This is a genomic window from Acinetobacter sp. CIP 102129 (assembly GCF_000368305.1).
GTDB classification, from domain to species: Bacteria; Pseudomonadota; Gammaproteobacteria; order Pseudomonadales; family Moraxellaceae; genus Acinetobacter; species Acinetobacter parvus.
Genome location: NZ_KB849339.1, coordinates 374,302 through 400,341, shown reverse-complemented (window position 1 = coordinate 400,341; position 26,040 = coordinate 374,302). Strand labels below are relative to the sequence as shown.

Genomic DNA, 26,040 nt, shown 5'->3' with positions numbered 1-26,040 from the left:
CAGCCCAATGAACGCCTAGCTGATTTTTTATTGCTGACTCGCCATTTCAGTTTTGCTTTTTTGAATTGCTTGCGTCTTGTCACTAATTCTTCTGTGACCGCCTGAATCGTTTGGCTATGCAAATTACATTCTTTCGATGTGCCTTTTGTGTATTTAGCAATATCGTATGCTGAAAAGAATTGTTGTTTGCGTTGTAGATGCTTGAAACACAAATCATTGACATAATTCCAAACAAAGTTTACCTCCAACGCTAGTTGGTCTAGCATCTTGCAATGTTTGTCTTTTATGCGTAATTTGAGTGTCTTCATACAATTATTTTAACCGTATTTTTCTTAATAGTGATTATAGCAAAAGTATTTAAAACGACATTTCATGTCGTATGGCTTACGCCAGTCGCTTATATCCTCGGGCTAAACCCCGAGGTTTTACGCTCCAATGGATAAAACTTGCGCCACAGTTCCAAACCTGTCTGATCCAGTTGTTGCACACTCAGGGCGAATTGTTCCCTAAGCTGCACATCAACAAAATCCTCAGGTAATAAAGGATCGTTCATGAGCAGAGAAATTGTCTGGCGACCTAATAATAACGATTCCCGCGCAGCATCCTCCAATGAGATTCGGTCAACCGTAGCCAACCATTTCTGAATCATTTGGCTATATTTCTCATAGTTCTGGTTGAGTGTTTGTGTTGACCACAAGCTGGGAATGATTGCCAAAGTCGTTTCATCAAAATGACTAATCTGGCAAATCTTGGCGGTCATTTCCAAACCTGAAGCTTTCAACTCGGAAAAAAGATGATCAAATGTAATCGCCAAATTGTCGGGACGAATATAAATCCCCTGTTCCAACTCCTTAAAGCCAAAGCGTTTTAATGCCCGTTCACGACGGTTCAGTGCAGTACGGTCAACTCGCCCCAGTTCACCTGTAAAAACCGCAAGATATTGATGCGTCCATTTCTTGGTCTGCTTAATCCCGTTCTTACGGTTCAGCATCACATTGGCCCATTCATGCGACTGGACCGTGAACTGATAGATACCGCGCTCAATCGCCTCGATCACGCCATCACCCGATAGACGGGTTACGGCAACACGGATACTGTTTTCACTAATCTCAAAAAGCTTGGCAGCAATAATAATTTGTTTAATTGAGATCTCTCGACCTTGTAGCCCTAAAAGTAGATCAATAATCAAGTCTCGGGCGTTCATTTTAGCTATTGTCATCTTATGCTAGAACCAGTTTTAAGATATGAAATATTGGAAAAATAAAGAATGGAAATTTTACCCGAATCCGCCTCTTTTAACATCTCTGTAAAAGAGACGGGTTTCAATTTTAAAGGAAAATGAATAATAAAATCACGCCAAGCACGATACGGTACCAAGCAAATACACGTAAGGTATGACGCTCAACAAATTTCACCAAGGCACTCACCACCAGTAATGCAGCAATAAAGGCAGCAACAAATCCCACCGCAATATTCAGCATATTGTCCTGTGTCAGTACATCGGCATTACGAATAAGGTCAAAGGTTGCCGCACCCAGCATGGTTGGCATGGCTAGAAAGAAAGAAAACTCCGTCGCAGCTTTACGTGATAGGCCTGAAAACATTCCTCCCACAATAGTGGCACCTGAACGTGATGTTCCTGGAATCATCGCCACACACTGCGCGCACCCCACAAGAAAAGCCTGTTTATAGGTGATCCTGGTTGCCTCTGTGGTCTTATGCTCAAACTTGATTGACTCCACCCAGAAAATGATGAGGCCACCGACAATCAAGGCAACTGCCACCACAAGTGGACTAAATAGGACGCTTTTAATAAAATCGACCGCAAAAATACCAATCACGACAGCAGGAAAAAATGCAATCAGAACACTAAAAGCAAAGTGTCGTGCTTCTGAATCACCACTAAAAAAACCTTTTAGTAGATCAATAATTTTTTGGCGGTATAACCAGCAGACTGCCAGAATTGCCCCAAGTTGGATCACGACTTCAAAGACACGGCCATCGTCTGAATGGAAGTCAATCATATGACCAAATAAAATCAGGTGCCCTGTACTTGAAATGGGCAAGAACTCTGTCAGCCCCTCAATAAACCCTAAAAACAACGCCTTTAAAATTTCAATGTGTTCCATAACTTACTCGAAAGCCCCATCTAAAATTCAATAAAAAAATTAACGGCAAGCTTACCCTGAAATAGGTATTTTTTATGTGATTGTCACGTAACGTTTTTAAAAATATGGGGGCTTTTGAAATTCTAGCCTAACATGCTGTTAGATATAAAAATTTGGGAAGTTATCTTAAATAATCATCAAGCTATTTTTCTTCTGCATTTGCTCAACCACCTCACGGGTATCAAAGCCCAAACGCCAATACAGTAGCTCTAAAACATCCAGTTCATCTTGAGTAATGATTCGGTCACTCCATAGGCAGCGTTCTGCAATTGCTAAAATATTGAGGCGATCACGCAATAACAAACCTGAAACATCATTCAGGATTTCAGCCAGATCCAGTGGTTCATCCGAAATATCAGCATAGGTTTGCAACTCTTCCTGCGTAAGAAGCTCCTGCAAAATCCGTTCACGGACCTCAAGCTGATTTGGACTGTTAATTTGCTGTACATGCAGCAATGCATCAATCAAATGCACAATTTGCGATTTCAGATCCTCAAACGCTGTGGGCAAATGTGCTGGCATCAGGTTCAACTCATATTTTACCCGCTCCAGCAATAGTGCATCCAGTAAGCCAACCTCACCATCCGCCTGAATAATACAGGCCAGTTTGGTGAGAAACTGACGTGCAATACTGGTGGGCATATGACCAATGTTCTTGCAGGCATCATGGAAAATCTGCACATGAATCCGCCCATCCAGATTTAACAATGCATCCACAATCGCATGACTCACCGCCGCATCCTGTGGAATAAACTCACGGTACTGGCGGATCATCAAAATCGCCACCATCACTTCTCTTGAACCCGTCGCGGTCTGCATGGCACGCTGAATCAGTTCTGGGCGTTTTTTATTTTTCCGCATCTCAGGATTGAGTGGCTTGATCGCATCATTCAAGGCAAAGCTAATCGGTGACAATCGCAACAATGGCAATGGCTGAGGCGAACTCCATGGCACCGACATATCAGTTATTTCCTCTTCAAGGGAACGAAACAAACTGAATAGCGGGCGATTGCGTAACTTTCTCAGGTTTTCCAGTTGCAAATCCTGTAACAGGGTTGGATTCAGCTCATAAATACGATCTTTAATACCTGGATGAATATTCAGCCAGCTTTGCGGACTCAGTGAGTTGGCAAAGCACATATGCGAAATTGACTCAGAATATGCGCTGTGAATTTGGGAACCTGAATGATGCACATAAATACGTAGAAGTGTTTGAATATTGGCGTTGTTATTCATCAAACGCATGGTTTTCAGGTCATTGCGAAAGGTTCGGCCACTTAAGGTGAGATACTTGATTAAGCGGGTGATCAGGATACCCAAGCTTCCAATCAGCCAAATCACCCCGCCAATCGCCACAAAAATGGTCTCAAATTTATTACGGTATGAGGTTGCATAGGGATTGTAACCTGCCTGTGCGAGCTTGCTTCCCCATTGGCTAAATGTGGTCAAACCACTATATAGAATTTTAAGTTTGGTATTCTCAACTGCTTCACCTGATAGAATCTGGTTAAACTCATAACTCAACAAACCATAAAGCTCAAGTTCATCCAGATTCTGTAATGCCCCCCAGGTCAAGATAATCACGATATCCTGCGACCTGAAACCAGCGGTTAATGCATTTACCCCCACCTCATCAGGCAATACATACACTGCGGGGGTCTCAATCGCAAAGCTGCGTGCAACCTGTTCCACCACTTTTAAAGCAGTACTTTCTTCAGGCGTACTTTCATCAAACACCAGGCGGCGTGCTTTTAGTTGTTTTGCCAGGGAATGTCCGCCCTCACGCAGTACATACAGTTCAGTACTGACAGACCAAATCAGGATAAAGAATAATAGGCAGATAAAATAAGGACTTAAAACATGCCACCAAACTGGCTGGGTATAGTCAAATAAATGTACCACCAAACCCAAAATTAAATTGAGAATAAAGAGAGTCAATGCCATGGCAAGCAGACAAAAGCTGACTGACCATGCAATATTCTTATTTTCAATTAAATAATGGCTCATTTCTTTCAATGTAAATTTTCCTTATTACATTGTTTCTGTCAGAGGCTCCAGCGCCTCCAGTATCATAAAATAAAAAAGCGGGAAATTCCCGCTTTTCTAGAGATTAAAATGCCTACTCTTCCTTAATCCCTGTTAAGTCCACTGAAGCGGCATCAATATTTACATCAATATAGCCATCGGCTTTCTTTTTTGCTGTGTCATTACGTTTTTGCTCAAGTTCAGCAAGGTATTCCTTGTCAATACCACCCGCCACATAAACACCATCAAAAACAGAGCAGTCAAACTCTCTTAAATCAGGCACCTTGCTGGTACGAACTGCATTTTTCAAATCTTCCAGGTCCTGAAATATCAAACGGTCTGCACCAATAATTTCGCGGATTTCCTCAACGGTACGCTCAGATGCAATCAGTTCAGACTTTGCTGGCATATCAATGCCATACACATTTGGATATTTTACCATCGGTGCGGCGGAGGCAAAGAATACTTTTTTTGCCCCTGAATCACGCGCCATCTGAATGATTTCATTACAGGTTGTACCGCGTACAATCGAATCATCCACCAATAGAACGTTTTTGTCCTTGAACTCAAGTTCCACAGGATTCAGTTTCTGACGAACTGATTTTTTACGCTGATGTTGACCAGGCATAATAAAGGTACGTCCGATATAACGGTTTTTCATAAACCCTTCACGGAACTTCACACCCAGAATATTCGCCAACTCCAAGGCAGAGGTACGGCTAGTATCAGGAATTGGAATCACCACATCAATATCGTGTTGCTCACCCCATTCTTTCAGGATTTTATGGGCTAATTTTTCACCCATTTTCAAGCGCGCTTTATATACCGAGATTCCATCAATTGTGGCATCTGGACGGGCAAAATAAACATATTCAAAAATACACGGGCGGTATTCAGGATCCACTGCGCACTGTTTTGAAAATAACTGGCCTTTGCTGTCAATGAAAATCGCTTCACCTGGCGCAATATCACGCTCAATCTTAAAGCCAAGCGCGGTAATCGCAACTGATTCAGAGGCAATAATATATTCAGTGCCCTGTTCCGTTTCGCGTGAACCATAAATCAATGGACGAATTCCATTTGGATCGCGGAAACCCACCAGACCATGACCTGTAATCATTGCCACAACCCCATAAGCACCCTTACAGCGTTCATGTACACGGGAAACAGTATGGAAAATATTTGCTGGTGTCGGGTTTAATGTGCCAATTTTCTGTAATTCATGTGCAAACACATTCAACAGAACTTCCGAATCGGAGTCGGTATTCATGTGACGCAAATCTGTCTTAAACAGATCTTCATGAATTTCTTCGGCGTTGGTCAGGTTACCATTGTGTGCAAGGGTAATACCGTATGGAGAGTTCACATAAAATGGCTGTGCCTCCGCACTGCTGGATGAACCCGCGGTTGGGTAACGAACATGCCCAATCCCGTAGTTACCCAGCAATGCACGCATATGGCGGGTATGGAACACATCACGCACCATGCCATTATCCTTGCGGAGAAATAAACGCCCTTGATGACAAGTGACGATTCCCGCTGCATCCTGTCCCCGATGTTGCAACATCGTCAAAGCATCAAATAACATTTGGTTCACTGGCGATTTACCGGCTATCCCAACAACTCCACACATAGCAACCTCGCGACAAGCTAGGAACGGGGTTTAACCCCAATTAATAAAAAGGATTTTTCGTCGAATGATCAGAACGCTGATCGACCGCAGCACGTTCTGACTCGTCCATTTCGGTTGAAGGGCGCTGTAACAAGGCACCTTCAGATGTCATTTGATGTAAAGCTTGATTTGCAGCATCTTTAGAGATTTCTGTTGCTAAAGGTGCATAGGGTAATAGGATTTGTACAAATTTGGACTGTTTCCAGTGTGGTGAGCTTTCCACCCACGGACCAACGCCCTGCATGGTGACCAAAACAATCAGCAGGCCTTTTAGGGAACCAAATGCCCCACCTGCTAAACGATTTAATGGGCCCAGTTTCAAGCTTTTCAAGAGGCCATTCAGCAATGCAGAAACAATCCAGGTACACACCACAATGATCAGTACGATAAAAGCGAAAGCTGCAATTTTTTGCACGACAGGGTCTTGGCTTAGGCTGCTCATTGCAGGCGCCAATATAACGGCGTATTTGGCCCCCACGATCAATGCGAATATCCATCCGACCAAGTTCGCAAAGGCTTTGATAAATCCTTGACGCAAACCGTTCAGCCCTCCAATGAGCAAGATGATCAGAATAATGATATCAAGCGTGTTCATTTCACCCTGTCATCGCATTAATACAGTCTTTAACCAATGTTGGGCCAGCATAAATCAGCCCACTATAAACCTGAACCAGGCTCGCGCCTGCCTGTTGCTTTGCCACAGCCTGCTCACCCGATAGAATGCCACCCACCCCAATCAGTGGAATCTGGCCATCCAGCACTTCGGCAAACTGGCTTAAACATTCGGTACTTTTCTCAAATACTGGCGCACCCGACAAACCGCCCGCCTCATTGCCATTCGGCAGGTTTTCCACACCATCACGACCAAGTGTGGTGTTGGTGACAATCAGGCCATCAAGCTTGAACTTCAGTAATTGCACTGCAATAAAATTAATGTCTTCAGGTGTTAAATCTGGCGCAACCTTAAGTACCAAAGGAACATAATGCTGATATTGTTGCGCAAGTTCCAGTTGGCGACCTTTCAAGGTTTGTAGCAACTCTGTAAGTGCATCGCCACTTTGTAAACTGCGCAAATTTTTGGTGTTTGGAGATGAAATATTGACCGTGATATAGGATGCGTAATTATAAACTTTTTCTAAACAAATCAAATAATCTGAAACAGCATCTTCAACAGGCGTATCGGCATTTTTACCAATGTTGATGCCTAGCACACCCTTGAATTTTGAAGCTTTTACATTTTCAATCAGTTGCTCCACCCCGTCATTATTAAAGCCCATGCGGTTAATAATCGCCTTTGCTTCAGGAATACGGAATAAACGGGGTTGGGGATTACCTGCCTGTGGGCGTGGGGTAATGGTACCAATCTCAATAAAGCCAAAACCCAAGGCAGCCAATGCATCAATGTGGTCACCATTTTTATCCAGACCAGCGGCAAGACCAACGGGGTTTGGAAATTCAATGCCCATACATTTTACGGGTTTAGCAGCAACTTTCTGGTGCATAAAGCCAAGTTTATGCGCTTTATCAAGCATGGAGAGTGTGAGTTCATGTGCACGCTCTGGTGCCAAAGTAAACAACAAAGGGCGGGCCAATGAATATAACATACCAATCACAGTCTACTGATTTTTCAAGTAAGCGTATTATAGGCATAGGCTCCACAAAACGCCATGCTTGGCAGAGAGTTATTTTATAATGCCTTATTTTTAATGCTTTATGTTTAGACAGTTTTAGGACTTAGGCATTGACGGATTCAAAAAAGTATTAAAATACTTCTCTGTACACGACAAATTTCACAGAACCCTTATCCTATCAGGCTTCTGCTTTCTTAAAATTGCCAGAATTTCCTTAAACTCTGCTTTTTTCCCAAAACCAATTAAACGCTGAATCGCCATTTGAACATAGTATAGAGCCTTTCTTATTTTGAAGTACGATAAACAACTCGTAACTTTTAACAGCTATCCAAAGGCTACCAATTTCATCCAGTTACAATTGATTTAATCAGAATTTTAATGTGGGTTACAATGTGGGACAAAAGCACAGACAAAAAATAAGCCCTTGTAAAAACAAGGGCTTATTTAGATATCTGGCGGAAGCGGTGAGATTCGAACTCACGGAGGACTCACACCCTCGTCGGTTTTCAAGACCGGTGCATTAAACCGCTCTGCCACGCTTCCATGTGCCTAAGAATACAAAGCTTGTTTCCTTTATTCAAGAAAAATTTAACTGCAATGTATTCAAATGCATATTGTTTCATCAATTGTTAAAGTTTAGCCGCCAGTTCAGCACCTTCACGAATCGCACGCTTGGCATCCAGCTCACCTGCTAACTTAGCACCACCAATCACATGATATTTTGCCAGTGTGGTTTCATTTTCACGTGGTACTAAATCTTTTACAGACTCCTGGCCTGCACATACGACAATGGTATCCACACGCAATAACTGGTCATGACCATTATGCTCAACCCATAGGCCTTCGTCAGTTACAGCCTTGTACTGTACGCCACGCAACATACGCACACCATGCTTTTTCAATTGTGCACGATGCACCCAGCCCGAGGTTTTACCCAAGCCAATACCCAACGGCGTTGTTTTACGTTGCAATAAATAAATCTGACGTACTGGCATTTCAACTTCTGGACGTTGCGTACCACCTTCAGAAATATAGTTAGGGTTTGGATCAACGCCCCATTCGCGTTGCCATTCTGCCAATGGTTGTGGCTGTGGTTGATGTGGTGGTTTTAGCAAAAACTCTGACACATCAAAGCCAATACCACCCGCCCCAATCACAGCAACCTTATATCCAACCTTAGCGCCTTTTAGCACTTCTGCATAAGACAAGACTTGTGGTGCATCACTACCCTGAATTTTTAGGGTACGTGGCACCACACCTGTTGCAATCACAACTTCATCAAAACCCTCACGTTCCAACTGTTCACGATTGACCTTGGTATTTAAGCGAACATCCACACCTGTCTGCTTTAATTGGACTTTAAAATAACGGATAGTTTCATGGAACTCTTCTTTTCCAGGAACAACTTTCGCTAAATTAAACTGACCACCCACATCATTATTTGCTTCGAATAATGTCACAGCATGCCCACGACTTGCCGCCACTGTTGCAGCCGACATCCCTGCAACACCGCCACCCACAACCGCAACACGTTTTGGTTTCTTGGTTTTGATATAAACCAGTTCCGTTTCAAAACATGCCTGTGGGTTAACCAAACAGCTAACACGCTCATTTTTAAAGGCATGGTCCAAACACGCCTGATTACATGCGATACAGGTATTAATTTCATCAACACGGTTGGTTGCAGTTTTATTAACCCAGTATGGATCAGCAAGGAATGGTCGTGCCATTTGCACCATATCGGCCTGTCCTGAAGCTACAATCTCTTCAGCAACATCTGGCATATTGATACGGTTTGATGCAATCACTGGTACTGAAACATGCTGTTTAACCTCAGCGGTATAATCCACGAATGCAGCTCGTGGGACTGATGTTACAATGGTCGGAATACGCGCCTCATGCCAGCCAATTCCTGTATTTAGAAGTGTGATTCCCGCTTTTTCCAATGCTTTAGCAATAATGATCACTTCCTGCATAGTGTTGCCATCATGCACTAAATCAAGCATGGACAGGCGGAAACAAATAATGAATTTTTCACCGACTTTGGCACGAATCGCCTTGACGATTTCCACGGGAAAACGCATACGGTTTTCAATATCGCCACCCCAACGGTCTGTGCGCTTATTGACATGGTTGCTTAGAAACTGATTGATCAAATAACCCTCAGAGCCCATGATTTCCACGCCATCATAGCCTGCCTTTTTTGCCAGGCTTGCACAACGGGCATAATCTTCTATGGTGGCCAAAATCTGGCTATCCGACATTTGACGTGGTTTAAAAGGATTAATTGGTGCCTGAATTGGCGAAGAAGAAACCGAAAATGGATGATAACCATAACGACCTGAATGCAGGATTTGCATCAGGATTTTTGCTCCATGCTTATGCACAGCATGTGTGACCAGACGGTGATGAGGAATATCTGCCAGAGTGTTCATGGTACCGCCCGCAGGTAATAACCAGCCTTGACGGTTGGGTGAAATCCCACCCGTGATGATTAAGCCGACGCCACCTTTGGCACGTTCACCAAAATAAGCAGCAAGTTTAGGATAATTAAAAAAACGATCCTCCAAGCCTGAATGCATCGACCCCATGACCACACGGTTTTTAATGGTCGTAAATCCGAGATGTAATGGCTTTAAAATATTTGCATAGCTAGTCATGATATTCCTTCTATATTTTTGGCTTTGCAACTTGTTGCATAATACTCTAACTGAATTTTTATGCGTGTTTATGACTTTTTTTTGAGAAAGTGCTGACACTAAAGTCAAAACACTTGTAACAATCATGTTTTCCATCTTAAAAAACTAAAAAACTTAACCCATTAGAGCATAAATTTTCTGGATAGTTTTTCTTTGAAGAAAACAAGCTTAATGAAAAGTGTTACAATGCTACCGATTTTTGATTCTCCAAGACTACCTGTTCGGGGTCTTTACTCATAAAAGTTAGGACAAGCAATGACTGATAATGCAACTATCTTGCAGCACGTACCTGTAGGCAAAAAAGTTGGGATTGCCTTTTCTGGTGGTCTCGATACTTCAGCAGCTTTATTGTGGATGAAGCAGAAAGGTGCACAACCTTATGCCTATACAGCGAATCTGGGTCAACCTGATGAGGATGACTATGATGCTATTCCAAAGAAAGCTGAACAATACGGCGCAGTCAAAGCTCGATTAATCGATTGTCGTTTACAACTTGCGCTTGAGGGTATTGCTGCAATTCAGTGTGGCGCTTTCCACATTAGCACTGGTGGCGTTCCTTATTTCAACACCACACCACTAGGCCGTGCAGTAACAGGTACAATGCTTGTAACAGCGATGAAAGAAGATGACGTCAACATTTGGGGCGACGGTTCAACTTATAAAGGCAACGATATTGAACGTTTCTATCGTTATGGTTTATTGACCAACCCTGCGCTTAAAATCTATAAGCCTTGGTTAGACCAAACCTTTATTGATGAATTGGGTGGCCGTGCCGAAATGTCGCAGTTCCTGATCGACAATGGTTTTGACTACAAAATGTCAAAGGAAAAAGCCTACTCGACTGACTCAAATATGTTGGGCGCAACGCATGAGGCTAAAGATCTGGAATACCTCAATGCAGGTATTAAAATCGTTGAGCCAATCATGGGCGTTGCATTCTGGAAAGAAGATGTAAAAATTGATGCTGAAGAAGTATCAATTACTTTTGAAGAAGGCTTCCCTGTTGCATTAAATGGTCAACGTATCGAAGATCCTGTTGAGCTGATCTTAGAAGCTAACCGTATCGGTGGTCGTCATGGTCTTGGTATGTCTGACCAAATTGAAAACCGTATCATCGAAGCGAAATCTCGTGGTATTTATGAAGCACCAGGCATGGCATTGTTACACATCGCCTATGAGCGTTTGGTAACAGGTATCCATAACGAAGATACGATTGAACAATACCGTATTAATGGTTTACGTTTAGGTCGTTTACTCTATCAAGGTCGCTGGTTCGATTCTCAGGCGCTTATGCTGCGTGAAACAGCACAACGCTGGGTGGCCAAAGTCATTACAGGTACTGTCACTCTAGAACTACGCCGTGGTAATGACTACACCATCATGAACACTGAATCTCCAAACCTCACCTATGAAGCTGAGCGTTTGACCATGGAGAAAGGTGATTCGATGTTTACCCCAATGGATCGTATCGGCCAGTTAACTATGCGTAACCTCGACATTACTGATACCCGTGCAAAACTCGGTATCTATACTGAAACAGGTTTACTTGCTGTTGGTCAAGGCTCTGCAATTCCTCAATTGGAAAACAAATCAAAATAAGCGTTTGATAAATAAATTTATCTCACCTAAAAAGCTGAATAAAATATTCAGCCTTTTTTATTTCATCCAAAAACATACACACGATTAAATCATTGCATTTATAGAACAATATGTCGCAATAAAAGACTATTTATCACCATTATGAATCGATAATATAACAATCAAGCAAAATATAATAACTGGGAGATGAAAGATGAATGCTTATCTACATCGTAGTGAAAACCGTGGTCATGTCAAAGCAGGCTGGTTAGATACCTACCACAGCTTTTCATTTGGTAGCTGGTACAACCCGAAATATATGGGTGTCAGTGCACTCCGCGTGATCAATGATGATACGGTTGCCGCCCATAACGGTTTCGGCACACATCCCCATGACAATATGGAGATCCTGACCTGTGTGCTTGATGGCACCATTTCGCATAAGGACAGCATGGGCAATGAGGGACAAATCAATGCGGGTGAATGGCAGTTGATGAGTGCGGGTACAGGTGTCACCCATAGTGAAATGAACAAGCATGACAAGGCGGTGCATCTATTACAGATCTGGATTCAACCCAATGTACAGGATGCTGAACCGACTTATCAGCAAATTCAGCTGAATCCGAAAGATCACCCAAACCAATGGCATTTGATCGCAGGTGATGAGTCTGCACCAATGCTGATCCGTCAAAATGCTGAGGTGAAAACGGCGGTAATTGAGAAAGATCAACACTTGGAGATTACTGCAAAGAAAAAAGTGAACTATGTTCATGTGATTTCTGGTGAAGTGATGATTGCTGATCACTTGGTTAAAGCGGGTGATGCTTTAGTATTCGATGAAACTGCAACCATTACTGCATTGCAAGAAAGCCAAATGATCTGGTTTGACCTACCTTAATCATCCGTTTAACTCGTACCTCTTTCCATAGGGGTACGAGCTTTTTAATCATTGCTGCTACTATCACAACCACTTGAATCTGAACTGGAATCATCATTTGAATGACAATGATCTGAATATCCTGAATCGTCATTTCTGGATGATTCACATGGGGAAGGACAGACTAAAGCTTGAAGTGCGACATAAACCACCTAATTAATTTAAAGGGTTTATGGAGTATATAAAATTGTCATACCATCATCAAAAGTTCGATAGCAACCCTTATAGTAAAAATAATTTATTATCCATACAGGATTCGAAAAAAAATCGAAATAATTCATAGACTGAGTTGTATTAGTTTTATAATGATTTGACTATATTGAACGAAATACACGGCTCTGTATCTTGGCAACATTACCTGATGCAAAGGCAGAATCAGTGCGTAAGGCTTTAACTGAAGCTCTGAAATATTTACCTGCAGAACTGCGTAAAACGTTGACCTATGACCGTGGAGGTGAGATGGCAGAACATAAAACACTCGAAGAAGATTTAGGCATAGATGTATATTTCTGTGACCCACATTCACCCTGGCAAAAAGGCACATGCGAAAATATGAATGGTTTAATTAGGCAATATTTACCTAAAGGGATTGATTTAAACCAGGCGTTTAAACGCACCTTTGAACTGTCTCCCAAAAAATACCGACAACAGTTTGTTGAGGAAGAAAATTAAGCCAATAAAAAAGACACCGAAGTGTCTTTTTTTTATATTGAAATTAAACCTAACGCACAATCCCACGTGTTGATTTCTCTAAAGAATCAATCAACAGTTGGGCTTCTGGCACATTATCTAAAACTTCATTACGAATCTGTGCAATGGCCTGTTCACTGGTCAAACCTGATTTATAAATCAATTTATAGGCTGTTCTTAAACCCTGAATCGTATCCCGTGACCAGCCCTTACGTCGCATTCCTTCAATGTTCAAACCATGTGCATGTGCTGGATTACCAGAAGCCAGTACATAAGCTGGCACATCTTTAAGAATGAGTGCAGCCCCGCCAATCATGCTATATGAATCAATACGGCAGAATTGATGAACGCCTGCATTCCCACCAACAATGACATGGTTACCGACATTCACATGCCCTGCAATACCAACATTATTGGCAAAAATGTTATGGTCCCCAATCATACAATCATGGGCGATGTGGGTATTCACCATCAACAGGTTATGACTACCAATTTTGGTCAAGCTCTGATCCTGTACCGTACCCCGATGCAAGGTACAATGTTCACGAATAGAGTTGTGATCGCCAATTTCCAGCCAAGTTTCCTCACCCTTATATTTTAAATCCTGACAAATTTCTCCAATGCTAGAAAACTGAAAAATATCGTTGTTTTTACCAATTCGTGTAAAACCACCAATGACCACATGCGAATGTAACTTTGTACCAGTATCAATACTGACATTTGGCCCAACCACACAATATGGGCCAATCTGTACGTCAGAGGCAATTCTTGCAGACGGATCAATTATTGCTGTAGGATGTATTAAATTTTGACTAGTCATGTCTGCTCAATTTTTTGGTGGGAAATCATGATCTCGGCTGTTGCAGCAACAATACCGTCAACACTGGCAGTACAATTGTACTTGTAAATACCACGTTTTTGCATCACAAGTTCAGATTTTAAGATAAGCTGATCACCTGCAACAACCTGTTTCTTAAATCTTATTTTTTCTGCACCAGCAAAAAGAAACAAGGAACCCTCACTCGGCTTCTGATTGGTCAAAACAAAACCCAATATACCTGAAACCTGGGCAAGCGCTTCAATGATGAGCACACCAGGCATAATTGGGTAGGTTGGGAAATGCCCCTGCAAGAACTCTTCATTGATAGATACGTTTTTATAACCGACAATACTGTTCTCAGTGACTCCCGTAACTCGATCAACTAACAGGAAAGGATAACGATGCGGTAAATATTCACGAATGGTAAGAATATGCATCGGTAATTCAGGCATTGTAAATGCTGGAAATGTTGACTCGGTCATAATAAATTATTTACGTAACTTAAGGGTTGATTCAAGGGACTCTAATTGAGCCTGTATATGATCAAGCCTTTTGGTGATCTGGGTCAATGGCACATCTGCTAATTGTCTAAGGCGTACCACAGTTCTTTTCCAGTGACTATTTTCAAACAGTCCAATTCCCGAAGAAAAGGTTCCCGCCTCAGAAATACTTTTTGTGACCATTGACATTCCAGTAAGCGTCACATTATCCGCAATATTTAAATGCCCTGCAACTGCACTGCCACCACCGATAATACAGTTTTTGCCAATTCGGACACTTCCAGCAATTGCCGTGTTTGCAGCGATGGCTGTATGTTGACCAATTTGAACGTTATGCGCGATTTGCACAAGGTTATCAATAATGACACCATCTTCCAGAATAGTATCATCCAAGGCACCACGGTCAATGCTGCAATTTGAACCAACACGCACATCATTACCAATCTGAACCGAACCCAGTTGTGCAATGCGATGCCATTTCCCCTGATAAGGTGCAAAGCCAAACCCTTCTGAACCTATCACTGTATTGGCATGGATACGGATACGGTTCTTAAGCTTGGCAGCCCCTGTAATGGTGACATGTGCATCAATAAAACAGTCCTTGCCAATTTCAACCTGATCATCAATAAAGGCATGGGCCTGAATAATGGTATTGCTGCCCACCACACAATTTTCACCAATCACCACATAATGACCAATATAAGCATCATCAGCAATGATGGCTGAGGGATGGATTTTAGCAGTACTTGAAATTCCCCTTTGGATAATTTTCTTTTCAAATATATGGGTCAAAGTCGCAAACGCGAGATAAGGATTATCAACGACAATAAAGTTATTTTTTGAGGAAAGCTGTTGCTTGAGCGCTGCGGTGACAATGTAAGCACCTGCCTGGCTTGCTTCTGCTTGCGATAGGTATTTATCCCCATTCACAAAACAGATATGCTGATTTTGTGCCTGTTCTAAACTCGCTAAATTAAAAACCTGAAAATCTTTTTCACCGAAATACTCACCTTTGACAAGGTGAGCAATTTCTTCTAAACGATAACTACGTCTATTCATTGATTATTTCATTGCATTAACCTTTTGAATCATTTTATCAGTTAAATCATACTGAGCATCAGAGGCAATCGTAGAATTTTTATTTAAAATAAAATCCAGGTTATTTTCTTTTCTTAATTGTTCAGCGGCCTGTTTCACACGATTCTCAAAATTTGTATTCATCGTTTGCAAAGTCGTCTGTACTTTGGTCTGTAGACCCTGTTGAGTCGTATTAAACTCATTGACCTTGGCCTGATACTGGCCACTTAATTTCTGTAAATCGGCCTGATTAGCGGACTGGGCTTTTTTCTGTAAGCTTTCAATCTCTTTACCTAACTGTTCCAGTTTAGCTGAAGTCGGTTTAACTGATTGACCCAGGCTGTCATTTTGCTGTTTTAAATAGGTACTGCTTTCAACGATCTTAGCCAGGTCCACAACACCTATACCGCCCGCATTTGCAACTGCTGAAACCGTTAATCCTAAACCTAACATAAGCATTGTTAATGTTTTCATTATTACATCCCTTATCTGTTTTGCAGAGTTCAAACTGAGGTCGTACTTAGAATGTACGACCAATTTCAAATTGGATTGATTTGGTATCATCGCCTTTCTTGTCATTCAATGGGAATGCATAACTCAACGATAATGGACCAATCATGGTAATCCATGTAAAGCCAACACCCACACTGTAGCGCATGTTGTCAAAATTAAAATTGTAGTTATCATTACAATATTGTTTGATATCAACAGTACTAGCACCTACTAATATATTACCTTTTGGTACATTACATTGCGTATCGAATACCTGAGCACCCTCGGCAAAAAGTACAGGTCGAACTTGACGTGTCCAATCTCCTTTGAATGGTAAAGGAAGCGCCAATTCTGTTCCAAATTGAACTAGTGCGTTACCACCCACTTCCTCTTTTGATAAGTCATCTTTACCCATTTCCTGGAAAATAACACTTGGATATTTAGGTCCCAGTGAGCTGTTATCATAACCACGAACCGATCCATAACCACCTGCATAGAAGTTCTTATAGAATGGCAAGTCGTTACCATAGCCCAGCTTGCCATAACCGCGCAGTACAAATCCGCCCCATAATGGCATAAATGCCTGAGCATCATAAGTAAGTTTTTGGTAATCCACATCACTGCCTGGAATACCGACCTCAAGACCTACACGATGTGACATACCTGAGGTTGGGAAAATTGGTCTGTTCAAGGTATTGTATGACCAACCCAAGTTTAAGGTATAGGTCAGGAATTCACCATCAAAGGCATTATCATAGGTAATTTCCCCGCCTGGATTACACTCACCTGTATATTTTCCATCAGCATCTTTCGCCCATTGGTCCTCTGGACAATAAGTACTGCTACCCGTCGCCTTACCACCATTTGCTAGTAGATAATCACGAATATAGGTTGAAACGCTTGGACCCGTTCTTACCTTGGTTTGGTCAATACCAATAGACGCACTTAAACTTTGGTTTTCATCAATCGGATAACCGAAACTTAAACTTCCACCAACACTGTCAGTGACATAGTTATTGACGTTATAGTCTTTGTTTAACTTGGTTTTACGATAATAAACGTTGTAGCCGCGGCTCACACCATCAATGGTAAAGTATGGGTCAGTCACACTGAGGTTATAGTAATCCTGTGTTTCTGAACGGGACAAGTCAATTGCCACACGATTACCCGTTCCCATAAAGTTGGTTTGACTGAGTCCAGCCTGGAATGTCACACCACCATTTTGAGAATAACCAACCGCAAGTGTGGTTGTGCCAGAATGTTGCTCTTCAACATTGACATTCAAATCAACCTGGTCAGGAGAGTTTGGTACACGAACAGGCTTGACATCAACCGTTTTAAAGAAGCCTGTACGTTCCAGACGTACCTTGGACAAGTCAATTTTTTCATTACTTGCCAACGCGCCTTCCATTTGACGCATTTCACGACGTAACACTTCATCAGCTGTTTTGCTATTGCCTGTAAAGTTAATACGACGAACTGTAACTTGCTGACCTGGGTTGATATAGTAATTGAGGTTGACAATACCTGTCTGATTGTTAATCTCAGGTACGATGTTTACCTCAGCATAGTAATAGCCTGCATTACCATATTTACGGAGCAATAGTTGCTTAACCGCGTTTACTTTTTCTTGTGAATAGGTCTCACCATCTTTATACAGCTTAAGCATCTGCAATTCTTCTGGCTTATATAATGCATCGCCGAGGAACTTGGTTTCGCCGAACTTGAACTGGCTACCCTCATCAACTGAAACCTCAATGAAGATATGCTTTTTATCTTCACTGATATTGAGTTGAGAGTTAATGATATTAAAATTGATATAACCCTTGTTCAAATACAGCGCACGCAAGGCTTCCAGGCTTGCCGCCATTTTCTCACGTGCATAGCGGTCATTACGGGTCACCACAGAGGCCCAGCCACTTTCCTTAACGGCAAATACCTGCTTGATATCACTGTCACTAAAAACAGTATTACCAATAATATTAATGTCAAAAACTTTTGCAGCCGTACCTTCATTAAAGTTTAGCTTCAACTCAACGCGGTTGTTTGGACGAGCAACCGTTTCCACAGTCACATCGGCATCATAACGACCCTGCTGGGTATATTGCTGTTCCAGCTCGGTTTCAATGGTTTGCAGGGCTGATTTCTTAAAAACTTCACCCTCAGCAATACCCATCTTCTTTAAGCCCTGTTCTAAAGCTTCTTTTGGAATGAGTTTATTACCCTTGAATTCAAGCTTGGAAATGACTGGACGTTCAACAACCTTAAAAACCAGAATGTCTTTTTCTTTATAAGCCTTGATATCATCAAACAAGCCTGAAGCATATAGGGTACGGATTGCCTCGGCGATCACTGGATCACTTACTCTATCGCCACTATTTATTGGTAACATCGAATAAATACTTGCAGGTGTTAAACGCACTAGGCCATCAATTCGTATATCTCGTGCAAGAAACTCATCTGCTGCGTATGCTTGTTGTACCACTGCCATCGCACTAACCAGTGCCAAAGGCATTAATAAATGTGTGTGACGCATGCCCATATATTTTCCAGTAAGTTAAATTCCAATTGCGTTTTTATAAACGCATGAAGTCGTTAAATAAAGCCAAAAGCATCATGCTACCGAGCAGTACCATACCAACTTTTAGACCAAACATCTGTATTTGTTCAGAAACAGGTTTACCACGAATGGCTTCAATAAAGTAATAAACCAAATGCCCACCATCCAGCATTGGAATTGGAAGCAAATTGAGAATACCCAAACTGACACTCATCAAGGCCATAAATGAAATAAAGGTCTGCCATCCCATTTCAGCGCTTTGTCCAGCTACTTTGGCAATGGTAATTGGCCCTGACAAATTATCCAGTCCAATCAAGCCACGCACCATCTTAATGATTGAGTTAAAGATCATGCCTGAAAGCTGTGTGGTTTTATCTACCGCAACACCCAACGCTTCGATCGGTGAATACTGGATGGTTTGTTTGTATTCAGCAGGGATGGTGATCTTGCCTGCGTCACTCTTCACCCCCAGCACACCTGTGATATTGCCCATATTGTCACGCTGACCTTGTGGCATCACCTGCAAATGCAGCAGTTGTCCCTGACGCATCACATCAATGTTCAAAAGTTTTTCAGGTGAATTCTGAACCACATCAACCACATCAAACCAGTCTTTCATGACAACATTGTCAATTGCAACGATACGATCACCGACTTTCATTCCCTGACGTGAAGCAGCACCATCTGCACTCAACTCTTTCACGGTTGCGGGAATGACTGGACGATAAGGCAAGAAGCCCAATACATCCAAAGGTGACTGGCTTTGATCCTTAAGGAAATCCTTGATTGGTAAACTAAACTGCTTTTCAGTACCTGCACGATCAACAATAATGGAAACTTGCCCTGTCTCTCCCACACGATTGACCAAGGTATAATTAAGTTTTTCCCATGTTGGCGTTGTTTGACCATCAACTGCCAGAATTTTGTCACCCACTTGCAAATCAACCAACGCTGCGGGAGTATTGGGCATAATCTTGCCAATACGGGTATTCAACTGTTCCTGGGCTGGTAAAAATAAAATCCAGAACAATAACACCGCAAAAATAAGATTGATCAATGGACCCGCCGCAACGATGGCAATACGCTTCCACGGAGACTGACGGTTAAAGGCGTAAGGCAGGTCCTTTTCAGCAACATTGCCCTCACGCTCGTCCAGCATTTTGACATAACCACCAAGTGGCAAAGCAGAAAGCTGATATTGAATACCTGATTTTTTGGATTGCCATTTCAGCAAGGTTGGGCCAAAACCAATGGAATAAACCAAGACTTTGACACCTAATTTACGCGCCACCCAATAATGACCAAATTCATGAATTGCAATCAGTGGACCAAGTAATAAAATCGCTGCAACAATCATAAATAGTGCATTCATACGATTTAGCCCCCTATATCCACAATATACTTCTCTGCAACCTGTCTAGCGATCATATCAGTCTGTAAAATGATGTCTATGTTTTCTGCTTTGGCATTTTGTACAACTTGCAAAGTGTTCTCGACAATTTGCGCAATCTCAGTAAAGCGAATTTTTTGCTGCAAAAATGCAGCAACTGCAACTTCATTTGCTGCATTTAATACTGTAGGCGCCAAACCACCTGCCCGCATCGCCTGACGAGCCAAGTCCAATGCTGGAAACTTGACAATATCAGGTTGCTGAAAATTCAATTGAGCAGTCTCAAACAAGTTTAACGCAGGAACATCTGTTGCCAGGCGTTTAGGCCAGGCCAATGCATGTGCAATTGGTGTGCACATATCAGGGTTACCCATTTGTGCCAAAGTTGATCCATCCACATATTGCACCATGGAATGAATAATACTTTGTGGATGAACCACGACTGTAACAAAATGTTCTGATATTGAAAACAAATGACACGCTTCAATCAATTCCAGCCCTTTATTCATTAAAGTCGCAGAATCAACCGAAATCTTTTGACCCATAGACCAGTTTGGATGCTTACACGCCTGTTGTGGTGTTACATCATGCAATTGTTCTAATGAATGGTTGAGAAATGGCCCACCAGACGCTGTCAGTAAAATTCGGGAAACACCCAACTGGGGCTGGCCTGTCCTTTCAGCATTTAGATAGTCATGCGGCAAGGACTGGAAAATCGCATTATGTTCAGAATCAACGGGTAGTAACAGTGCATTATGCTTACGGGCAGCCTGCATCATGATGTCGCCAGACATGACCAAAGATTCTTTATTGGCAAGCAAGACACGCTTACCTGCCTTGACTGCGGCAAGAGTTGGCAACAAACCTGCCGCACCAACAATAGCAGCCATGACGATGTCAACATCGGCATGCTCAGCAATAGTGATTAAGCCCGCTTCATCAGTCAAAATTTCGATATGTTTTAAGTTTTCTTGATTTAAACGTTGTTGCAACTCAAATGCTTTTTCATTCGGCACCACAACAATTTTGGGATGGTATTTTTTACAAATTTCTAAAAGTTCATCCAAACGGCTATATGCAGAAACTGCAAATACGGTGTAATCGTCTGGATGCTGTTCCAATACTTTTAAAGTACTTTTTCCAATTGAACCCGTTACACCCAATATGCAAACAGCTTGAGTCATTTAAAGATCTACACCAATCAGTTTTAAAATATATATACCCGTAGCAAAAATAGGTGCTGACGCGAGCAGTGAATCGATACGGTCCAGCACACCACCATGACCTGGCAACACACGGCCAGAATCCTTAATCCCTGCACGACGCTTGATCATGGATTCAAACAGGTCACCCAGCACTGATGCAAACACGGTAATGACTGAAAGAATCAGGAATAAAATAAGCTGCAATGCGGTTAAATTTAAATAGGAATATTGTACAACCAGCATAATAATCACTGTTGTGGCGATACCACCGTATAAACCCTCAACGGATTTATTTGGACTGACTTTCGGGGCAAGCTTCTTTTTACCAAACTTACGGCCAACAAAGTAGGCACCGCTGTCAGCGCCCCAAACCAATAGAAATAAATACATCAGCCACCACGGTGAGTTATGCCATACAGCATAAATTGCGGTAACAGCGGCTGAAATTAAAACAAACCCAATCAAGTGAAGTGAAACGTTGTACCAGTTATCAGCATCGGGGAAATTTTTAATCCAGTAAATGCTCACCAGCCAGGTAAGAATGGATGCAACCCAAAGCAGTAAGGCAATATCATTAAAAAACAATGCCAGTGTTGATACCAGTGCAACACAACCACCATATACCCAGGCTTTAGGTTTTGAGACAATCGCCGACGCCTGTGGCATCAATTTAGACCACTCGTAGCCTGCAACCCCTGCCGCTAAAATCATAAGCATGAACATTGGATAATGTGATTGCGTTGCAAACATGCAACTTAAAACAACTGCAACTAATACCAATGCGGTAATTATCCGCTCTAACATTATTAATTCTCTATTTTCACTTGTTGAATCTGTTCGGATGTCTTGCCAAAACGTCGCTCACGCCCTGAAAAAACACGAAATGCGTAATCCAATTCTTCGACCGTAAACTCTGGCCATAAAGTTTCTGTAAAGTACAATTCTGCATATGCAGCTTGCCACAATAAGAAATTTGAAAGGCGATAATCTCCCCCTGTACGAATTAATAAATCCACAGCAGGCAGGTCATTTAGACTGACATATTTATCAAATAAATCAACATTTATATGGTTTGTTTGAACTTTCCCAGCAAGAACATCCTGAGCAATACATTTTGCAGCATTCGCCATGTCCCACATGCCACCATAGCTAATCGCAATAGTTAAGGTCATGGAATCAAAGGCGGCTGTTTTTTGTTCTGCATATTGCATCAAATCCCTTAAATGACCTGAGAGACGTGATCGGTCACCAATGAAACGTAGAGCAATATTAAATTTTTCCATACGAGGAAGTTGCTCATGAATCGTATCTTCTAACAACTTCATGAGTAAATCGACTTCATACTGTGGTCGATTCCAGTTTTCACTTGAAAATGCAAAAACCGTTAATGCTTTTACGCCGACACTTTTACAATGCTCAACAATGGGGTCAAGGATATTTTTGCCTTCACGGTGCCCATCGCCTTTTTGCATCTGATTTTTTTTGGCAAAACGATTGTTGCCATCCATAATGATGGCAACATGCTGGGGAAGAAGCTGTTCTTCTTGTGAGGTCATATAATTAGACCTTCATCAATTCTGCTTCTTTGGCTGCAAGACGTTTGTCCACTTCCGCAACAAACTTGTCAGTGATTTTCTGAATATCTTCACCTGCACGGCGCTCATCATCTTCAGAAATTTCTTTTTCTTTCAGTAGGGCCTTAATGTCACCTAAAACATCACGACGGATGTTACGGATGGCAACCTTGGCATTCTCCGCTTCTGAACGGGCAACTTTCTGCATGTCACGGCGGGTTTCTTCTGTTAAGGCAGCCAACGGCACACGAATAGAGTCAGTGGTAATCGGGTTTAAGCCCAAGTCACTTTCGCGGATTGCCTTATCAATCGCAGACACCATGTTACGTTCAAATGGCTGAACGATTAAGGTACGTGAATCTTCAACACCCACGTTCGCCACCTGATTCAATGGAACATCTGAACCATAGTAAGGAACCATCACGCCATTTAAGATAGATGGATGAGCACGTCCAGTACGAACTTTTGCAAAACCCTGTTCCAAAGACTCAAGGGTTTTCTGCATGCGCTGTTCGCTGTCTTTTTTGAGATCGTTAATCATATGATCTTCCTTACTTATTCCTGAGGTATTACAAAATATTTAACGTAGTATAAAGCGCTTTATGGTTCACGTATATTAATTCGTAACGTGAGTTCCCTCTTTTTCACCCATCACAACAGAAAGCAATGCACCAGACTTGTTCATATCGAACACCTGCAATGGCACATTGTGGTCACGGCATAGGCAGATTGCCGTTAAATCCATCACACCAAGTTTCTCATCCAAAACCTGATCGAAAGTTAAATTATCATATTTAACTGCATCTTCATATTTACTTGGGTCTTTGTTATAAACGCCATCAACCTTGGTTGCTTTCAGGATCAAGTTTGCTTCAATTTCGATACCACGTAAGCAAGCTGCGGTATCTGTGGTAAAAAATGGATTACCTGTACCCGCAACAAACACACATACTTCGCCCTGACTTAAATGGCGAATCGCGTCACGGCTAGAATAGGACTCGACGACCGTACCAATTGACAAAGCAGACATCAAACGGGTTTTGATATTACGGCGCACCAATGCATCACGCATCGCTAAACCATTCATCACCGTCGCCAACATGCCCATTTGGTCACCTGTTACACGACCAACCAGACCATCTTTCTGCAACTGGCTACCACGGTATAAGTTACCACCACCAACAACGATACCCACCTGCACACCCAAGCCAACCAGATGGGCAATCGAAAGTGACATTTGGTCCAGTACCTGGGCATCAATACCCATATCTTTATTTCCAGCTAAAGCCTCACCAGAAAGCTTGAGCAAAATTCGTGCATAACGTGGATTCTTAGAAGCTGACATACCTTTACTCCAAACCGATCAATCTCAAAATTTTCTTTATATCTTGTGTTAAGCAGATTTAATCTGAATCAACTTAGCAAATAAATCATATTCATCTGCATCCGTGATTTCGACTTCAAGCAGGTCACCTGCCTTAATCACGCTTTTATCAATATCTTCAACAAATACATTGCCATCAATTTCTGGTGCATCTGCATAAGAACGGGCAACCGCAACTGGGAATTCTTCTTCCAGGCTATCAACGAGCACTGTCATCGTTTGACCAATACGCTTTTGCAGTTTTGCCGCTGAAATTTCCTGCTGAACTTCCATGAAACGCTCATAACGCTCTTGCTTGATTTCTTCAGGTACATGGTCTGGAAGATCATTGGCTGTCGCTCCCTCTACAGGTGAATAGGTAAAGCAACCGACACGGTCAAGCTGTGCCTCTTTCAACCAATCCAACAGTATTTGGAAATCTTCTTCAGTTTCACCAGGGAAACCCACAACAAAAGTTGAACGAATCACCAATTCAGGGCATTTTTCCCGCCACAATTTAAGGCGTTCCAAGGTGTTTTCACTGTGGGCTGGTCGCTTCATCAATTTTAAGATGCGCGGACTGGCATGTTGAAAAGGGATATCCAAATAAGGCAGGATTTTACCTTGCGCCATCAGGTCAATGACTGCATCTACATGTGGGTAAGGATAGACATAATGTAAACGCACCCAAATACCAAGCTGACCAAGTGCTTCACACATATCATAGAATTTGGTTTTAACAGGCTGGCCATTCCAGAAATCCAGCTTATATTTGGTGTCCACACCATACGCAGAGGTATCCTGGGAAATCACCAGAACCTCTTTTACACCCGCACGTTTCAATGCTGCCGCTTCATCCAATACTTTCCCTACTGGACGAGAAACAAGGTCTCCACGCATGCTTGGGATGATGCAGAATGTACAGCGGTGGTTACAGCCTTCGGATATTTTGAGATAAGCATAATGCTTCGGTGTTAAACGCACACCCTGCTCTGGAACTAGATCAATAAACGGGTTGTGCTTTGGTGGTGCAGGCACATACTCATGCACTGCCTCCATCACGTCCTGATAGGCTGCCGCACCTGTCACTTTCAGTACATTTGGGTGCATTTGGCGGATTTTATCTTCGTCTTTGCCCAAACAGCCCGTGACGATCACACGACCATTCTCACTCATGGCCTCACCAATCGCATCCAGCGACTCTTGTACCGCAGACTCAATAAAACCACAGGTATTAACAACAACCAGGTCAGCACCGTCATAATCTGATGCCACTTGATAACCTTCAGTTTTTAACTGGGTTAAAATTCGTTCAGAATCTACCAATGCCTTAGGACAACCTAAAGATACAAAACCGACTTTGGGGGTCTTCATGAATCTGCGCTCCACTTGAATCGGCGTATTGTATGACTTTTCGAGTGATAAAAACAGGTGGGGATTGCACAGTTTAATCAATGCACCAAAATACAACCAATATTTTAAATAAAATCCTACATTGCACCAATTTAGAACATTATAAAATCCAGATAAAACCGTACCTATGTGAAAAATACAGCATAAACGTCATATCTTTTAACTAAGTTGTTGAAATTTAGCCTATCAAAAGTTGGCTTACATTTTGCATTACATAAACCTTAGACATGAATGGCTATTCACTTA

General features: G+C 42.1%; 21 protein-coding genes, 1 tRNA gene and 3 pseudogenes. 3 read left to right on the top strand and 22 right to left on the bottom strand.

The window, feature by feature from the left end:
- The 10 genes and pseudogenes from F973_RS03495 to F973_RS03455 form a co-directional block, all read right to left on the bottom strand.
- A pseudogene (locus F973_RS03495) lies at nt 1-308 on the bottom strand (RNA-guided endonuclease TnpB family protein); the annotation flags it as partial.
- Nucleotides 309-397: 89 nt separating this feature from the next.
- The gene (locus F973_RS03490; protein ID WP_004760022.1) at nt 398-1,219 is read right to left on the bottom strand and encodes a PaaX family transcriptional regulator C-terminal domain-containing protein; all 822 of its coding nucleotides are present in this window, start codon (nt 1,217-1,219) and stop codon (nt 398-400) included.
- 109 nt (nt 1,220-1,328) lie between these two features.
- Nucleotides 1,329-2,129: an undecaprenyl-diphosphate phosphatase gene (locus F973_RS03485; protein ID WP_004680817.1), complete on the bottom strand. Its 801-nt coding sequence runs from the start codon at nt 2,127-2,129 to the stop codon at nt 1,329-1,331.
- Nucleotides 2,130-2,294: 165 nt separating this feature from the next.
- On the bottom strand, nt 2,295-4,184 hold the full coding sequence (locus F973_RS03480) for a M48 family metalloprotease (protein ID WP_171062291.1): 1,890 nt from the start codon (nt 4,182-4,184) through the stop codon (nt 2,295-2,297).
- A gap of 103 nt (nt 4,185-4,287) precedes the next feature.
- Nucleotides 4,288-5,826, bottom strand: coding sequence for an amidophosphoribosyltransferase (purF, locus tag F973_RS03475; RefSeq protein WP_004760020.1), 1,539 nt, complete (start codon nt 5,824-5,826; stop codon nt 4,288-4,290).
- A 40-nt stretch (nt 5,827-5,866) separates the two neighbouring features.
- Nucleotides 5,867-6,460: a CvpA family protein gene (locus tag F973_RS03470; RefSeq protein ID WP_004760018.1), complete on the bottom strand. Its 594-nt coding sequence runs from the start codon at nt 6,458-6,460 to the stop codon at nt 5,867-5,869.
- Nucleotide 6,461: 1 nt separating this feature from the next.
- The gene (locus tag F973_RS03465; protein WP_004760017.1) at nt 6,462-7,469 is read right to left on the bottom strand and encodes a quinone-dependent dihydroorotate dehydrogenase; all 1,008 of its coding nucleotides are present in this window, start codon (nt 7,467-7,469) and stop codon (nt 6,462-6,464) included.
- A gap of 186 nt (nt 7,470-7,655) precedes the next feature.
- A pseudogene (locus F973_RS14425) lies at nt 7,656-7,775 on the bottom strand (IS4 family transposase); the annotation flags it as partial.
- A gap of 174 nt (nt 7,776-7,949) precedes the next feature.
- Nucleotides 7,950-8,039: transfer RNA gene (locus F973_RS03460), tRNA-Ser, on the bottom strand.
- Nucleotides 8,040-8,125: 86 nt separating this feature from the next.
- Nucleotides 8,126-10,156 carry an FAD-dependent oxidoreductase gene (locus F973_RS03455; RefSeq protein WP_004760015.1) on the bottom strand — a complete coding sequence of 677 codons (2,031 nt, stop codon included), beginning with the start codon at nt 10,154-10,156 and terminating at the stop codon, nt 8,126-8,128.
- Between the two features lie 294 nt (nt 10,157-10,450).
- Here F973_RS03455 and argG point away from each other — a divergent pair, with 294 nt between their 5' ends.
- The 3 genes and pseudogenes from argG to F973_RS14420 form a co-directional block, all read left to right on the top strand.
- Nucleotides 10,451-11,794 carry an argininosuccinate synthase gene (gene argG / locus F973_RS03450; protein ID WP_004760013.1) on the top strand — a complete coding sequence of 448 codons (1,344 nt, stop codon included), beginning with the start codon at nt 10,451-10,453 and terminating at the stop codon, nt 11,792-11,794.
- A gap of 193 nt (nt 11,795-11,987) precedes the next feature.
- A complete protein-coding gene (locus F973_RS03445) occupies nt 11,988-12,671 on the top strand; it encodes a pirin family protein (protein ID WP_004760012.1) in 684 nt (227 codons plus the stop codon).
- A gap of 357 nt (nt 12,672-13,028) precedes the next feature.
- Nucleotides 13,029-13,316 (top strand): annotated as a pseudogene (locus tag F973_RS14420) (IS30 family transposase); the annotation flags it as partial.
- Nucleotides 13,317-13,431: 115 nt separating this feature from the next.
- On the opposite strand, the gene lpxA reads toward F973_RS14420, so the two are convergent.
- From lpxA to rimO, 12 genes are all read right to left on the bottom strand, one after another.
- Nucleotides 13,432-14,220, bottom strand: a complete 789-nt coding sequence (lpxA, locus tag F973_RS03435; RefSeq protein WP_004760008.1) for an acyl-ACP--UDP-N-acetylglucosamine O-acyltransferase — start codon at nt 14,218-14,220, stop codon at nt 13,432-13,434.
- Nucleotides 14,217-14,702 (bottom strand): 3-hydroxyacyl-ACP dehydratase FabZ, encoded by a 486-nt coding sequence (gene fabZ, locus F973_RS03430; RefSeq protein WP_034431072.1) that lies wholly within the window; start codon nt 14,700-14,702, stop codon nt 14,217-14,219. Before fabZ ends, lpxA begins: the two co-directional genes overlap by 4 nt.
- A 6-nt stretch (nt 14,703-14,708) precedes the next feature.
- Entirely contained in the window at nt 14,709-15,779 is a 1,071-nt protein-coding gene (lpxD, locus tag F973_RS03425; RefSeq protein ID WP_004760006.1) for a UDP-3-O-(3-hydroxymyristoyl)glucosamine N-acyltransferase, read from the bottom strand.
- Nucleotides 15,780-15,782: 3 nt separating this feature from the next.
- The gene (locus tag F973_RS03420; protein WP_004760005.1) at nt 15,783-16,271 is read right to left on the bottom strand and encodes an OmpH/Skp family outer membrane protein; all 489 of its coding nucleotides are present in this window, start codon (nt 16,269-16,271) and stop codon (nt 15,783-15,785) included.
- Nucleotides 16,272-16,317: 46 nt separating this feature from the next.
- On the bottom strand, nt 16,318-18,831 hold the full coding sequence (gene bamA / locus F973_RS03415) for an outer membrane protein assembly factor BamA (protein WP_004760004.1): 2,514 nt from the start codon (nt 18,829-18,831) through the stop codon (nt 16,318-16,320).
- A 34-nt stretch (nt 18,832-18,865) separates the two neighbouring features.
- Nucleotides 18,866-20,221: an RIP metalloprotease RseP gene (rseP, locus tag F973_RS03410; RefSeq protein WP_004760002.1), complete on the bottom strand. Its 1,356-nt coding sequence runs from the start codon at nt 20,219-20,221 to the stop codon at nt 18,866-18,868.
- Between the two features lie 5 nt (nt 20,222-20,226).
- Nucleotides 20,227-21,423, bottom strand: coding sequence for a 1-deoxy-D-xylulose-5-phosphate reductoisomerase (gene ispC, locus F973_RS03405; protein ID WP_004760001.1), 1,197 nt, complete (start codon nt 21,421-21,423; stop codon nt 20,227-20,229).
- Nucleotides 21,424-22,248 carry a phosphatidate cytidylyltransferase gene (locus F973_RS03400; protein WP_004759999.1) on the bottom strand — a complete coding sequence of 275 codons (825 nt, stop codon included), beginning with the start codon at nt 22,246-22,248 and terminating at the stop codon, nt 21,424-21,426.
- A gap of 2 nt (nt 22,249-22,250) precedes the next feature.
- Entirely contained in the window at nt 22,251-23,000 is a 750-nt protein-coding gene (gene uppS, locus F973_RS03395; RefSeq protein ID WP_004680833.1) for a polyprenyl diphosphate synthase, read from the bottom strand.
- Nucleotides 23,001-23,004: 4 nt separating this feature from the next.
- Entirely contained in the window at nt 23,005-23,559 is a 555-nt protein-coding gene (frr, locus tag F973_RS03390) for a ribosome recycling factor (RefSeq protein ID WP_004677618.1), read from the bottom strand.
- Nucleotides 23,560-23,634: 75 nt separating this feature from the next.
- Nucleotides 23,635-24,363, bottom strand: coding sequence for a UMP kinase (pyrH, locus tag F973_RS03385; RefSeq protein WP_004677620.1), 729 nt, complete (start codon nt 24,361-24,363; stop codon nt 23,635-23,637).
- A 48-nt stretch (nt 24,364-24,411) separates the two neighbouring features.
- Nucleotides 24,412-25,755, bottom strand: a complete 1,344-nt coding sequence (rimO, locus tag F973_RS03380) for a 30S ribosomal protein S12 methylthiotransferase RimO (RefSeq protein ID WP_004759997.1) — start codon at nt 25,753-25,755, stop codon at nt 24,412-24,414.
- Nucleotides 25,756-26,040: the final 285 nt, after the last annotated feature.